General features: G+C 30.1%; 6 protein-coding genes and 3 CRISPR repeat arrays (1 of these 9 cut by a window edge). Of the genes, 5 read left to right on the forward strand and 1 reads right to left on the reverse strand.

Translation table 11 applies throughout. The features are described 5' to 3' along the window. Positions 1-1,412: direct repeats of the CRISPR family, unit length 30 nt; unit sequence GTTATTATTCTACCTATGAGGAATTGAAAC (it extends 357 nt beyond the left edge of the window). A gap of 98 nt (positions 1,413-1,510) precedes the next feature. Next, positions 1,511-6,571: a CRISPR direct-repeat array (repeat unit 30 nt; unit sequence GTTATTATTCTACCTATGAGGAATTGAAAC). Positions 6,572-7,358: 787 nt separating this feature from the next. Together ACZ41D_RS03795 and prxU are read left to right on the forward strand one after the other, a co-directional pair. Further along, positions 7,359-8,414, forward strand: a complete 1,056-nt coding sequence (locus ACZ41D_RS03795) for a DmpA family aminopeptidase (RefSeq protein ID WP_464152606.1) — start codon at positions 7,359-7,361, stop codon at positions 8,412-8,414. Between the two features lie 226 nt (positions 8,415-8,640). Next, entirely contained in the window at positions 8,641-9,252 is a 612-nt protein-coding gene (prxU, locus tag ACZ41D_RS03800) for a thioredoxin-dependent peroxiredoxin (RefSeq protein WP_464153111.1), read from the forward strand. A gap of 29 nt (positions 9,253-9,281) precedes the next feature. On the opposite strand, the gene ACZ41D_RS03805 is transcribed toward prxU, so the two are convergent. Continuing rightward, a complete protein-coding gene (locus ACZ41D_RS03805; RefSeq protein WP_464152607.1) occupies positions 9,282-10,163 on the reverse strand; it encodes an alpha/beta fold hydrolase in 882 nt (293 codons plus the stop codon). Between the two features lie 238 nt (positions 10,164-10,401). After that, a CRISPR array of direct repeats spans positions 10,402-13,196; the repeat unit is 30 nt; unit sequence GTTTGTATTCTACCTATAAGGAATTGAAAC. An 81-nt stretch (positions 13,197-13,277) separates the two neighbouring features. Between ACZ41D_RS03805 and ACZ41D_RS03810 the strand changes: the two genes are divergently transcribed. Genes ACZ41D_RS03810 through cas5 form a run of 3 tightly spaced genes read left to right on the forward strand, consistent with a single transcriptional unit; the run spans position 13,278 to position 16,822 of the window. Then, positions 13,278-15,230: a TIGR02556 family CRISPR-associated protein gene (locus ACZ41D_RS03810; protein WP_464152608.1), complete on the forward strand. Its 1,953-nt coding sequence runs from the start codon at positions 13,278-13,280 to the stop codon at positions 15,228-15,230. Continuing rightward, the gene (gene cas7b, locus ACZ41D_RS03815) at positions 15,214-16,095 is read left to right on the forward strand and encodes a type I-B CRISPR-associated protein Cas7/Csh2 (protein ID WP_464152609.1); all 882 of its coding nucleotides are present in this window, start codon (positions 15,214-15,216) and stop codon (positions 16,093-16,095) included. Before ACZ41D_RS03810 ends, cas7b begins: the two co-directional genes overlap by 17 nt. Before the next feature lie 10 nt (positions 16,096-16,105). Further along, entirely contained in the window at positions 16,106-16,822 is a 717-nt protein-coding gene (gene cas5, locus ACZ41D_RS03820; protein ID WP_464152610.1) for a CRISPR-associated protein Cas5, read from the forward strand. Positions 16,823-16,826 lie beyond the last annotated feature (4 nt).

Raw genomic sequence — 16,826 nt, forward strand, 5'->3', positions numbered from 1 at the left:
GAATTGAAACTAAATTCGTCATAATCTAATGGAATAACCTTTTCAGGTTATTATTCTACCTATGAGGAATTGAAACCCAGTAACCCTGGTTGTCCTATAAGTAAATGTTCCTTGTTATTATTCTACCTATGAGGAATTGAAACAAGAAAAAGACCGCATTAAAAATGAAGAAAAGACTTGTTATTATTCTACCTATGAGGAATTGAAACTAGCATATAAACTTCATGAAAAAGGTTGGGGAATTAAGTTATTATTCTACCTATGAGGAATTGAAACATGGGAAAGATTTGTACCCGAGTGTCTTACACAAAGGTTATTATTCTACCTATGAGGAATTGAAACATGGCAATGATTATATTTTTAGAGGAAAACGGATATGGTTATTATTCTACCTATGAGGAATTGAAACAGGCTAGACCAGGAACAGGAAATCAGGGCCATGTAGTTATTATTCTACCTATGAGGAATTGAAACCTAGGATCCTGCTGATATTCCTTCTATAGTTCTGGTTGTTATTATTCTACCTATGAGGAATTGAAACCATACTGTTTTTTATCTTTGCCTTTACCCTTCTCGTGTTATTATTCTACCTATGAGGAATTGAAACAATTGCAAACATGTGCATATTTCCAATTAAAATTATGTTATTATTCTACCTATGAGGAATTGAAACAGCAAAGTATGTATAAAATTTTGAGGCTGATCATCCAAGTTATTATTCTACCTATGAGGAATTGAAACAAGATATATATAATATGATACCTGTTCTAAACCAAGAGTTATTATTCTACCTATGAGGAATTGAAACTTTTCAGCTTTTTTCATTAATTCGCTTTCTGACTCTTGTTATTATTCTACCTATGAGGAATTGAAACCGTCTATTACCTTGCATAATTGTAGATGTTTCAGTGTTATTATTCTACCTATGAGGAATTGAAACTCTAATAAATTGTAATACAATTTTTCTAATTGCTCAAGTTATTATTCTACCTATGAGGAATTGAAACTATAATTTTGTTGTTCTCTTAACCTTTTTTCAACCAGTTATTATTCTACCTATGAGGAATTGAAACAAAAAACAAGTAAAAGGGGGAAACTTTGAAGTATTAAATAGTTATTATTCTACCTATGAGGAATTGAAACAACCCATAACATCAAGTATATCTAAGAAACTACCACGTTATTATTCTACCTATGAGGAATTGAAACGCTTCTTGTCTAGCTGTTTCTCCTAGTAGTCTCTCAAGTTATTATTCTACCTATGAGGAATTGAAACTTAGCAACTTTTTCTTTTTTATCATTATCATGCTTACTGTTATTATTCTACCTATGAGGAATTGAAACCTTCTTTTTTATGTAGCTTTTTATTAGCAACTTTTTCGTTATTATTCTACCTATGAGGAATTGAAACGTCCATTTGATGAGGCAAGACTAAGAAGGATCCAACAAGAAATAAAGAAAAGGATAGATGAGCTTAATAGACAACTAACTATCAACTTTGATAGGCACAGTTATTATTCTACCTATGAGGAATTGAAACGGAGACTGGAAGATCTATATCTATTTTCTGATGAAAGCATGGTTATTATTCTACCTATGAGGAATTGAAACAGAACTGCATGGCCAACATGGAAGCAGAAGCAAAAAGGGTTATTATTCTACCTATGAGGAATTGAAACAAGAGGCCATGGACCTAAAGCCATTCACGGATCCAGGTTATTATTCTACCTATGAGGAATTGAAACCTCCCACCAAGCTTTTTGTCATTAAGCGTTAACTGAAAGTTATTATTCTACCTATGAGGAATTGAAACTAAAAAAATCAAAAAAAGTCTTGACAAGATATGAACGTTATTATTCTACCTATGAGGAATTGAAACATAAATAATAATCTTAAAGATTGTTCAGCATAATTAATGTTATTATTCTACCTATGAGGAATTGAAACTCCATTGATGTATTTTCTCCATTTTCAATCATCTCCTTGTTATTATTCTACCTATGAGGAATTGAAACAGCTGCTCAACTACCTCTATAGCAGTTTTTTCTGAAGGTTATTATTCTACCTATGAGGAATTGAAACTTCCATCCTTCCCAAACTAAATCTTCATAAATTTTATCGTTATTATTCTACCTATGAGGAATTGAAACTGCAACAAACTGTAAACGCTGAAAAATATTTTAATACGTTATTATTCTACCTATGAGGAATTGAAACGCAAAAATATTGATAGTAAAAATATTGCTGGAGTTGGGTTATTATTCTACCTATGAGGAATTGAAACTAACTGATGACCATGTAAATGAAGCCATAAAGCTGGAGTTATTATTCTACCTATGAGGAATTGAAACCATCTTCAGGAAAACAAATCGATGTAACCCAGGCTGGTTATTATTCTACCTATGAGGAATTGAAACTTAACATTAGGGTTCTTCTTTGTAGGTGGTATTATAGGGTTATTATTCTACCTATGAGGAATTGAAACTGCTGATTTCGGAAGTGAAGTGCATGGGAGAACATCGTTATTATTCTACCTATGAGGAATTGAAACAGAGCCAATAGGCTCTTTTTTCTTGCAGAAAAGGCAGGGTTATTATTCTACCTATGAGGAATTGAAACCCAATACTCAAAAAGAAATGTAAGCAATCTGCATAGTTACTATTCTACCTATGAGGAATTGAAACCGCCATATTCCATCCAAATTGGAATCATGTCAGAAACAGTTACTATTCTACCTATGAGGAATTGAAACATGTAGAATGTATTGAAAATAAACAAACTAAATATGGTTACTATTCTACCTATGAGGAATTGAAACAAGAATGCTATCGATGCTTCTCTCTCTGTGGCGCTGGTTACTATTCTACCTATGAGGAATTGAAACTCTATTTCATTTTTAATAATGTTTTCTAATACTTCATGTTACTATTCTACCTATGAGGAATTGAAACCTACATTTCTTTATGTATGGCGTAAGATAGTACCTTGTTACTATTCTACCTATGAGGAATTGAAACCTGGCTGTTTGGCGGAATATGTTATTATAAAATAAAGTTACTATTCTACCTATGAGGAATTGAAACGGTTCTTGGATATGGCTGAGTGGTAATACATATCCATAGTTACTATTCTACCTATGAGGAATTGAAACGACTACTTATTTCTTGCTGTTCCCATGCCCTAATTCGTTACTATTCTACCTATGAGGAATTGAAACTGGATTTTCTTTTGGATTTGGATATTTAGTTCATTTGTGTTACTATTCTACCTATGAGGAATTGAAACTGTGGTTGTCCCTTGTTTTTTCCTTCTATTATAGTATAGTTACTATTCTACCTATGAGGAATTGAAACCAGGACAATCTTTAAACGAATATTCGATTATAATAGGTGTTACTATTCTACCTATGAGGAATTGAAACTTTTACTTAAACTATTTGACTTAATTACTCCATCTTGAGTTACTATTCTACCTATGAGGAATTGAAACGAATCATTCAAAGAAGGAGATATTTGCGAACGTTGCCTGTTACTATTCTACCTATGAGGAATTGAAACTGCATATTATAAAGGCATTTCTGGTAAATCTTCGTCAGTTACTATTCTACCTATGAGGAATTGAAACTGTCTATACGCTAAATAATAACTATATTCATTTTCTATGGTTACTATTCTACCTATGAGGAATTGAAACATTTCTAATATCACACATAACACCTACTTACTTATATAGTTACTATTCTACCTATGAGGAATTGAAACGGATATCAAAACCTGAATTTTGGGATGATGAAAAACAGTTACTATTCTACCTATGAGGAATTGAAACAATTCCAATCAATTTCAACATTTTCATAGAAACCTGGTTACTATTCTACCTATGAGGAATTGAAACAAAGCCATACAATGTGCTTTAAACAGAGAACTTCTTGTTACTATTCTACCTATGAGGAATTGAAACGCAAGTAGCTATGTATATGCAGTAGATGAAGAAGAAGTTACTATTCTACCTATGAGGAATTGAAACATAAGTGATATTCTTGTAGATTTATCTGCTGGATATGGTTACTATTCTACCTATGAGGAATTGAAACTCCACTAATAGTACCCAAGCTTGTATTTAAATACAAGTTACTATTCTACCTATGAGGAATTGAAACTTGTAATAAGCATTTTTACTTTTTAAATGCTTACCACTGTTACTATTCTACCTATGAGGAATTGAAACTTGTATGTATTGTCAAGCAATTTTATGTATTTATTTCTAGTTACTATTCTACCTATGAGGAATTGAAACACATAAAATGGTTCGTACTCTTTTGTGAGTACATATGTTACTATTCTACCTATGAGGAATTGAAACTGTCCTCTTATGTGTCCTCTTATGTGTCCTTCATGTCCGTTACTATTCTACCTATGAGGAATTGAAACAAGCCATGACCACTTCTAGGAAATGCAAATAATGCTGTTACTATTCTACCTATGAGGAATTGAAACTGGAATACCAACACGTCATATATACGACGTGTGTCTAGTTACTATTCTACCTATGAGGAATTGAAACTCAGGAACAGCTGTAGTATTAGAAGTATCATTATTCAGGTTACTATTCTACCTATGAGGAATTGAAACTCTGCAACAAATGTGAATTCTCCTATTTTTATTTTATGTTACTATTCTACCTATGAGGAATTGAAACAATGAACGCCTTGAAACTTGGAAGGACTGCGAAGCGTTACTATTCTACCTATGAGGAATTGAAACGAATGGATAAAAGATGCTAATAATTTAAATACAATAGTTACTATTCTACCTATGAGGAATTGAAACTCATATTTAACCCTCCTAATTAATATTTTTTTGCTACGTTACTATTCTACCTATGAGGAATTGAAACTGTTGAAATACTATATATAGAAAAAATAAATAAAAAAAGTTACTATTCTACCTATGAGGAATTGAAACTACTTGGTATATATTTTTCTGTTCCTATTTTTTTAGGTTACTATTCTACCTATGAGGAATTGAAACTACTTGGTATATATTTTTCTGTTCCTATTTTTTTAGGTTACTATTCTACCTATGAGGAATTGAAACTTAATAAATTTAGGCAATTCATCTAATGTCATATTCTTGTTACTATTCTACCTATGAGGAATTGAAACGCTGTTTCTGTTATGTTTTCTTGATTAAGTATATTAGGTTACTATTCTACCTATGAGGAATTGAAACGCCAAGTTTCAAATTCTTCAAATTCTTCACTATCTGGTTACTATTCTACCTATGAGGAATTGAAACGGTGTATATATTTCCTTTGTTTTAGGATTGTACAATAGTTACTATTCTACCTATGAGGAATTGAAACAATTGTCAATTTTGCTAGCTTTATCTGTATTAGGTGGTTACTATTCTACCTATGAGGAATTGAAACATCTCTTTGACGTGCAATTGATTTTTTGATTTTTGAGTGTTACTATTCTACCTATGAGGAATTGAAACTCTTCTTTTTTATTTAAGTATATAATTTTACTCATATGTTACTATTCTACCTATGAGGAATTGAAACCTTGCTTCTGTTTTAGTGAGTTCCTTACTAGAATTCTTGTTACTATTCTACCTATGAGGAATTGAAACGCTAATCAAAAAAACATAAACGGCGAAACAGTTAAGAGTTACTATTCTACCTATGAGGAATTGAAACGAGGAAAATATACGAAGTGAGGTAGCGGTTACCAAAGTTACTATTCTACCTATGAGGAATTGAAACTTTTGTTTTTAAGTTTCATCTACTCCACCTCCACTTGTTACTATTCTACCTATGAGGAATTGAAACCTTAATTAACGAAAGTGGATTATACAGCTTAATATTGTTACTATTCTACCTATGAGGAATTGAAACTAGTGTCCTATACTAGAGAATAGCTTTCTCTAGTTTGTTACTATTCTACCTATGAGGAATTGAAACAACATAACATAAAAACTAAAAAAGTTATAGAAAAAGAGTTACTATTCTACCTATGAGGAATTGAAACAAGTATATATTTCACTTGGTAACCATGTAAAACAATTGGTTACTATTCTACCTATGAGGAATTGAAACGATAAAATGGATGATTCAGATAGTGAAGTTGATATTGAGTTACTATTCTACCTATGAGGAATTGAAACACACTATAGGTAAACAAAACATATTGCTTATAACGACGTTACTATTCTACCTATGAGGAATTGAAACATTCTTCGTCTAGGTATTCTAATCTTTTTTCATGCCTTGTTACTATTCTACCTATGAGGAATTGAAACATTCTTCGTCTAGGTATTCTAATCTTTTTTCATGCCTTGTTACTATTCTACCTATGAGGAATTGAAACAAAGTTGTTCCTGAATATGTATTTACGGCAGACAAGGTTACTATTCTACCTATGAGGAATTGAAACATTCTCCTCCATATCATCTATTTTAAAACAAGCCCCACGTTACTATTCTACCTATGAGGAATTGAAACAAAAAGAGGGTTGCAACGGAAATTTTTTCTGGTAATGGTTACTATCCTACCTATGAGGAATTGAAACAGTTGATCTAATGACCAACTGAGGTTTACAGGAATGGTGATTATTCTACTTATGAGGAAGCTATATAATTGAAAAACAATAATTACTTTATATTTTATTAATAATAGCTAGCTGAATATATAATGAAAATAAAGAAGGATTTTTAAATAAAATGTAGAAATATTTTAAAGTAGGAATAGAAATGACACTGAAGAATAGCTTGTCGACCCTCGGTGATGCAAAAATTTCTAGGGGTCGACAAATCGAAATTACCTTTAAACCCTGATAAGTACTAGAAGTAATTTTTTAAAATGAAAATCTATAAAAATATAAATGGTCATTTTTACACCAAACTGATGGGTTTTAATCGGACCACAGTGGAATTGAAATTTCCATATATGTATATCTTGTCTACTACGCTTACAAGGTTTTAATCGGACCACAGTGGAATTGAAATCCACACGAAACATTTGAATTTAATCATATTAAAGAGTTTTAATCGGACCACAGTGGAATTGAAATCCTTAAAAAATTTATTTTCTTGACTATATTATATACTGTTTTAATCGGACCACAGTGGAATTGAAATATCTTTCTTGGATATAAAACCATAATTACCATAGAAAGTTTTAATCGGACCACAGTGGAATTGAAATCATTTCCCACTTATCTTTCATATAATGGAGTTTAGAGTTTTAATAGAATTATAGTGGATTAGTAATAAAGCGTAGGCTTGTATTGTGTAAGCCTATGCTTTATTTGTATTTGGTATAAGGTATGAAAATAATACAAATTGGGGGGGAAACAGATGTTAAATCAAAGGAGAATTGAGGATTATGGCATAAAAATTGGTAAATTACCAAAAGGAAAATTAAATAAAATAACAGATGTAAAAGGAGTTAAGGTGGGTCATTGTACTATAGATACAGAAGAGAACAAGACAGGAGTTACAGTTATAATACCACAAGAGAAAAATATATTTGCAAACAAACTGATTGCTGCAACATATGTGTTAAATGGCTTTGGTAAAACCACTGGTCTAATTCAGATAGATGAATTAGGAACATTAGAGACACCTATAGCACTTACTAACACATTAAATGTAGGTATTGTACATGACGCAATTGTAGAATACATGATAAATGAATGCGAAAAAGATAATATAGATATGTATTCAATAAATCCTGTAGTATGTGAGTGCAATGATAGCAAACTGAACAATATAAAAAAAAGAGCAGTAAAAAAGGAGCATGTGTTTCGTGCTATAAAAAATAGTTGCGTTGACTTCCAAGAGGGAGATGTAGGCGGAGGAAAAGGTATGACATGTCATAATTTAAAAGGTGGTATAGGTTCTGCATCACGTATAGTCAAATTAGATGGAAAAGAATATACATTAGGTGTTTTAGTTCAATCAAACCATGGTAAATTAGAAGATTTTATGATAAATGGTAATAGTATTGGAAAAGAAATATCTAAAAATGTAAATGTTCAAGAAAAATCAGATAAAGGTTCAATAATTATAATAGTAGCTACAGATATACCTGTATCGAGTAGACAGCTAAAAAGAGTATGTAAAAGAGCAGGTGTTGGATTGGCGAGGCTAGGCTCATTTATTGGACATGGTAGTGGTGAAATAGTAGTAGGTTTTACTACTGCAAATAATATTAGTTATGACAAAGAAAATGATATAGTTGGTATAAATATAATAAATGAAAGTAAAATAGATTTGCTTTTTAGAGCAGTAGCAGAAGCCTGTGAAGAAGCAGTGTTAAATTCAATGGTAACTGCTAATAGAGTAAAAGGATATGGAGGAAATAAAGTAGAAAGTTTAAAAGATTATATTGAGCAAATACTTGATAAATAAATATAAGTTAAAAAATATTGGAAATTTTGTTTCGAGTTGTTTTTAATTGGTATAAATATAATAAGAATATCTATAATGGGATTAGAGATTATAGATAAATTTTATAGGAGGTGTTCACTTGACAAAGGAAATAAAAGTAGGATGTGCGAGACCTGAATTAGATAATCAACAAATAAAAACTTCTAATGAAACATCAGAAAATATTATTAAGGAGGAGAAACAAAAAATGTTAAAGGTAGGTAAACCAGCACCACTATTTACTGCTCCAGCTTATCATGAAGGCAAGTTTATCAATGTTAATCTAGAAGATTATAGAGGAAAATGGGTATTGCTTTGTTTTTATCCTGGAGATTTTACTTTTGTCTGAGCTACAGAAGTTTCAGCAGTTGCTGAAAAGTATCCAGAATTGAAAGGATTAGATGTACAAGTTTTATCAATTAGTGTAGATTCAGTATTTGTTCACAAGATTTGGAATGAACATGAATTATCAAAGATGATCGGCAAAGATATACCATTCCCAATGTTATCAGATCAGGATGGAAGTATAGGCAAAATGTATGGAGTATATGATGAAGATAGTGGAGTAGAAACAAGAGGTAGATTTATTATAGACCCAGATGGTATAGTACAAGGGTTTGAAGTACTTACACCACCAGTTGGAAGAAATGTAGAAGAAACTATAAGGCAAATAAAAGCATTCCAATTAGTGAGAGCTACAAATGGAGCAGAAGTTACACCTTTTGGATGGAAACCAGGTAAAACTACATTAAAACCAGGACCAGATTTAGTAGGTAATGTATGGAAGGTTTGGAAAGTGGACGAAGCATTTGATAAATAATGATTAAGAGAGCATAATGCTCTCTTAATTTATTCCAAAAATTCTATGATTTTCTTAAGAATAAATCTTTTAAACCATAAATGAGAGGTCAAATGTCCAGAAGGCAACCAGTATCTTTTAGGATGTCCCATTTTATCCCATAAATCTTCAGAAGCTTTTCTAGGTATAAATGGATCAAACATTGCATTTATCATAATTACTTTATTGGGATCTATCATTTTAGCAAAAAGTGAAGGATCATATCTAAAACAGCTAGGTAGATTATTTAAATCATTTAAGCTATTAAAATCTTTTACTATGTTATCAAAGTTATCATGCAGTTTATGACATTTTTCTATACTGCAGCTATCTTCATCTTCATAGCGTACTCTCAATATCTTTGTAGCAACACTTTTCCAAGTGATATGCAAGAAGTTACCTCCAGAAACTATAAATATTCCTTTATCAAGTCTGTTATCAATAGCTTTAGCTATTGTACTTATCATCCCACCAAAACTAAACCCTATAATATGTACCTTTTTTATACCTATACTATATAAATAATCAACACAAGATAATACATCTGCTACTGATTGGTAAAATCTTTTTTCTATATCATTTGAAGTACCTGAAAGAAAAGATATATTTTTATCTTTTGGCATTCTTTCAAAATGATAAGGAAGTACAAGCATTATCGTTGTATAACCGTACTTTACTAGATTTTTTGGATAGTACTTTAAATATTCAAAATTTCTACTACCTAAACCATGTACAAATACAATACCTTCTGATTTATAACCTTTATAAAGCAGAGCTTTTCCTTTATCAACATATTCATTTCCAGAAGGAAATGGACTATTAAAGTACAAACTATTCCCATCACCTTTTTCAAAAATAACATTTTCCCTAGAAATATTATACACTTTAATCATCTCTTTCTTGTTTGTATATATTTATTATACTATACTAAATATATAGATTCCTTACAACATTAGTAAATTGATTGTCGTCGACCCTAGATAGCGTAAAAACCCCTGGGGATCGACGACAATTTTATTTTGTTAGTTTTCATTGAAATATCAACAATTAACTAAAAATTTGATAAAAAAAGAAGGACTTTAATAAAAAGTATAGAAAATATAAAATATAGTAAAACCAATACCCAAATGGGTTTGTATTCTACCTATAAGGAATTGAAACTTCTAGTAACTAAGCTTTTTACCATATGATTTGTTGGTTTGTATTCTACCTATAAGGAATTGAAACAAGCAATAATAGACCAACTTAGATCTGTTCCATCATGGTTTGTATTCTACCTATAAGGAATTGAAACTATCTACCAAACTATAAAAATGTGTACTCCAAAATAGAGTTTGTATTCTACCTATAAGGAATTGAAACATTGTTCTTGGTATAATAACCAAGATGAATCAAACTCAGTTTGTATTCTACCTATAAGGAATTGAAACTACTGATTTGATATCATTTGTTGATGTTTCTTCAAGTTTGTATTCTACCTATAAGGAATTGAAACTATCCCAATCATTTGGTTCTGGTATAATTTTTATGCCGGTTTGTATTCTACCTATAAGGAATTGAAACTAGATGATACTGGAGATACTGGCTCAGGAGATACTGGGTTTGTATTCTACCTATAAGGAATTGAAACCAAAGATAAGGTAGGTTTGTATGCAAAAGAAATATTGTTTGTATTCTACCTATAAGGAATTGAAACTGTTTGGATATCAACAAGAAAATACAGTTGGACCTAGTGGTTTGTATTCTACCTATAAGGAATTGAAACTAAAAACTAAATAAAATAGAGGGGTGAAATTCCCCGTTTGTATTCTACCTATAAGGAATTGAAACTGTACTCCTTCAGGAAAAACTACATTACCAGCCTTTCCGTTTGTATTCTACCTATAAGGAATTGAAACTATATTGTGGTCGTGCATATCCAATTCCATTGTTTTAGGTTTGTATTCTACCTATAAGGAATTGAAACGGTTTCCTAATCGTACGTGCCCTCAAGAGTGCTTTTAATGTTTGTATTCTACCTATAAGGAATTGAAACCTGTAGGGGACAAAACACCCCTACAGCTTAATTAAAAGTTTGTATTCTACCTATAAGGAATTGAAACTAGATGATTGGGCATGTATTGACGCTGTAGATGGTTCGTTTGTATTCTACCTATAAGGAATTGAAACAAAAAAATATGAGGTTTGGCTGGGTGCGAAGCACAAGGTTTGTATTCTACCTATAAGGAATTGAAACATGTATATGCAATAAGTTGGTGTAATGATAAAGGTAGAGTTTGTATTCTACCTATAAGGAATTGAAACCGCCTTGAGGGATCGTCCTCCTCAAGGCAACAAAAGCGTTTGTATTCTACCTATAAGGAATTGAAACTAGATATATCTAATTGGATATATTTCTAGGTTTTTTAGTTTGTATTCTACCTATAAGGAATTGAAACAGAGTTGTTGGTAGGTGATAATACTTTTTTAACAGTGTTTGTATTCTACCTATAAGGAATTGAAACTTTTTTAGATAGTAGGTCATGGAAAGATAATAAAGAGTTTGTATTCTACCTATAAGGAATTGAAACATAGTTTGCTTTACTTCTTCAATAACATTTAATAAATTGTTTGTATTCTACCTATAAGGAATTGAAACAAGTAATATCTATAAAAGAATTAGGAGAAGAAAAGGGTTTGTATTCTACCTATAAGGAATTGAAACATTAATATATATAATGGGTTTGCCGTGGCCATTAGGCGTTTGTATTCTACCTATAAGGAATTGAAACAATTTAATTTTCAATATTTTGATATGGATGAGAGCCGGTTTGTATTCTACCTATAAGGAATTGAAACTAGACCCTTGACTTCGACATCTATAGTATACTATAATAGTTTGTATTCTACCTATAAGGAATTGAAACTCTTCTTTATATTCTTCATAACCTGTTGCCGTGTCGCCGTTTGTATTCTACCTATAAGGAATTGAAACTATATTCTTCTTTAGTAAATCCTTTATCCTTGCAATATTGTTTGTATTCTACCTATAAGGAATTGAAACTGTACTCCTTCAGGAAAAACTACATTACCAGCCTTTCCGTTTGTATTCTACCTATAAGGAATTGAAACTATATTGTGGTCGTGCATATCCAATTCCATTGTTTTAGGTTTGTATTCTACCTATAAGGAATTGAAACTAATTTTTCGAAAAGTATTCATGACGGTATTTGGGAAGTTTGTATTCTACCTATAAGGAATTGAAACTATTCTTTTTGCACTATCTTTGCAGCAAGAGTAGTTTTGTTTGTATTCTACCTATAAGGAATTGAAACTTAGGTTGCTATTTTTTTAAATCTTTGCTTATTATTCGTTTGTATTCTACCTATAAGGAATTGAAACATATCAATAAAAGGAATACCGCATAATTTATACCCTTGTTTGTATTCTACCTATAAGGAATTGAAACTTTACTTACAATATCATATATATTTAATATTCTGTGATATAATAGTTTGTATTCTACCTATAAGGAATTGAAACTACTGCTAAATCATCTGGATTTGAATCACCTCGTATAGTTTGTATTCTACCTATAAGGAATTGAAACTGCTTTTCACTTTCTGCAAACAACATATTAAAATCTGGTTTGTATTCTACCTATAAGGAATTGAAACGTGGAGATAAAAATGCTGTAAGGCACGTGCTATACAATGGTTTGTATTCTACCTATAAGGAATTGAAACTTTCTTTGCAGTTATTTTTTGTGATTGGTTTAATGAGTTTGTATTCTACCTATAAGGAATTGAAACAATTTATTTATAAATTTATCAATATCTAAACTAATCAGTTTGTATTCTACCTATAAGGAATTGAAACCTACAAGTTCCTGTACAACTTCCAGTACATTCACCACTGTTTGTATTCTACCTATGAGGAATAAAAGTATTTTATTAATTTTCAAGTTATTTTTTCTATTAATTAAAATAAATACTATTTTTTATAAAAATTAAAGAGGAGGTGAAAAGATGCTTGAAGGAATAATCCAAATAGGACAAGCACTATTAAAATCAGATGATATAATTTCAAATTTTATAGAAGACTTGCAATCTACTAAAAAAAACAAACAGCTAAATGTATTAAAGTTTAATTTTTTACTTGATGAAAATAAATTAGATATTGATGTAGCAGAAGAGATGGATGAACATACTGCTCATAAATATTCTTTTGTTGGTTCAGCTGATGGGCCTAATGCACCACAATGGTATGTATCTAGTAAATCTAGTAATTATCATTTAACTGAAACTGTTTATAATTTATCAAATATAGATTTTGGAGAAGAATTGAATGCAAAGATTAAGAAAGTATTTAAGGATTTTTATGTAGATTTTGGAGATGAATTAAAACCAAAATATCGATATGCGTTAAATTTGAATAAATGTGGTATTATAGATATTACTATGGATGAACTTTTTAAAAAAATAAAGGATCAAGTAAATGATGAAAAAAAATTAGGTAAAAAGCTTTTAGAAGCAGAAAAGAGAGAGTTTGAAAAGTATTTAAAAGATGTAAAAGACATAAACCCAAATGATATAGGTTTGTATACTATATTTATTGATGGAGAGCCAATATCGAATTTTAAAAAATATCGTGATGTAGTAGTAGAATCAAAAAGATTAAAAGGAGGAAAGAAAAATACAGGAGTATGTAGTATTTGTGGTAACAATAAAAATGTAACATCAAATATGACAAAAATGAAGATTAAATATTATACTACTAATCAAATAATATTTGCTAGTGATGTAACTAAAAGCAACTACTATAAAAATATGCAAATGTGTTCAGATTGTATGTTTAAATTTTTAGCAGGCGAGAATTATATTTTGAACAACTTACAAACTAGACTCGCAGCTTTTGATGTATACATAATTCCTCAATTTATTTACGGAGAACCTCTTGATGAAAGTGAATTAAATATTGCTACAAAAAAAATAACTAATTCTTTTAATACGGTAAAATCTTATGAAGGTATTAGTAAATTAAGAAATGAAATAGATGGCTCATTAGATTTGAGAGATGAAGATAGCTACTTTTTATTGAACTTTATATTTTTTAAGAGTAGTCAACAAGCTACAAAGATACAAAGGCTCATAAAAGATGTAAACCCTTCTATCTTTGAAAAAGTTAGACATGCTTCAGACAAGGCAAGAAGAGATTTTGTTAATGTTCTAGGACAAGACTATAAAGGAGCTATTACTTTAACATCTATTTATTATATGACTCCTATAAGGACAAGGAAAGGAGAAGCCACTCAGTATAGAGATTTGCTAGAAACTTATGATGCTATATTAACTGGCAAAAAATTAAACAAAAAACACCTCATTGATAATTTGATTGAATGTATTAAAATTATAAGGTTTTCTAAAGGTTCATACAATATTAATCCTAATAACGAAGTTTTAGAATTTTATGTAATAAGAGCTAACATGTATATTAAATTCCTTGAATATATGGGATGCTTGAAGGAGGGAAAAGGATTGGACGTATCAGAATTGAAGGTGAAAGATTCTATAAAAAATTATATTGAAAAACTGGGATATGACGAGCAAGAAACAGCAATGTTTTTATTAGGATATCTAATAGGAGAAATAGGAAATGCTCAATACAAAAAAACAGATGAAGGAAATAAGCCAATACTTAATAAACTTAATTTTAATGGTTTAGATAGATCAAAAATTATAAGACTCACAAAAGATGTATTTAATAAATTAAATCAAGAAAAAGATTCAAATGGACAAAAAATTATACAATATAATGAAGTAACTTTTTTTGATATGAAAAGATTGTTAGATAAAAATATTAATGATTGGAAATTAAATAAGGACGAGAGCTTATTTTATGTACTTTCAGGATATTCTTATGCAACAGCAATGCCAATGTTAAAGAAAAAGGAGGAAGATTATAATGACAGTGAAAAATAATGAAATATTATATTTATATGATGCAAAATTAACTAATCCTAATGGAGATCCAGATGAAGAAAACAGACCACGTATGGATTATGAAAGGGAGATGAATTTAGTATCAGATTTAAGATTAAAGCGCTATATTAGAGATTACTTAATGCTAAAAGGTCATGATATATTTGTTAGGAGAGTAGATGATAAATATGTAACAGCTGACAAGAGAATAAAGGATTTAAAGGATTCATCAAATGAATGGATTTTAGAAAATTTAACTGATGTAAGAATGTTTGGAGCAACTATGACTGTTAAAGGAGACAATAAAACATTTATTGGACCTATTCAATTTAATTGGGGATATTCATTAAATAAAGTTGAACTTCTTGAAGCAAGTATTACTTCTCATTTTTCAACTAGCAATACAGCTACACAAGGTACAATAGGTAAAGACTTTAGAGTTAAATATTCATTGATTGCTTTTTCAGGGGTAATAAGTGGAAAGAGAGCAGAGAAGACGAATTTAAAGGATGAAGACTTGATTTTATTAGATGAAGCTATGAAACATGCTATTCCAAATCTTGCGACTAGGAGTAAAATAGGACAATACCCAAGACTATATATTAGAGTAGAATACAAAGATAGTGAAACTATTTTAGGAGATTATAGAGATTATATTAAGCTGCAAGAAAATGTTTCAAATGTTAGAGATATTACTGAATGTTCTTTAACAGTAGATAGATTAGTTGATTTATTTAAAGAAAATAAAGATAAAATTAATGGTATATATTACTTTGCTGACGAAAACTTAGCTTTAATATTAAATAATAAAAAGGTTGCTTTTGAGGAGGCTTTTAAAGACCTACCACTAATTCAGGTAAAATAGGGTGATTGATATGAAAATCGTAATTTTTGATTTGTGGGGTAAATTTGCACATTTTAGGAAGTTCTACACAAATTCTTCTTCGTTATCTTATTCAATACCTCCTAGAACAACTATTGAAGGTATGGTTGGAGCTTTGTTGGGCTATGAAAGAGATAGCTATTATGAGATATTAAATTCAGATAATTTGCATTTAGCAGTTAGAAATATGGGAAAGATTAGAAAAATAATGCAATCTTTAAATTATATAAAAGCTACTGGAATTGGAGAAATTATTCTTCCAAAATCTCATACTCAAATTCCCTTTGAACTTTTAACAGGAGATGAAAATATACGATATAGATTTTATCTAACTCATGAAGATGAAAAAATATTTAATGAAATAAAAGAAAGAATATATAGAAACAAGCCAGTATATCCTTTATATTTTGGAAGTGCTCCTTTTAGTTGTTATATTGAATATATAGACGAAGTAGAGTATAAGAAAGTTAACAATGAGGGATATGAGGTAATTTCTACAGCTATTAAGAGTGATAAAATAAAAAAAATAAATATAGAAAAATTTGAAGGGTCTTTGATTAAAGAGAGAATGCCGAGAGATTTTGGAAATAATAGGCTAATTGAAGAAGTTACAACTTATATTTATGAAGAAGAAGGAAAACCATTGGAAGTACAAATTATTGGAGAATATATTAAGCTTTCTAATGGAGAAAATATAGTTTTTTTATAAACAA

It is taken from the genome of Brassicibacter thermophilus, from assembly GCF_055378355.1.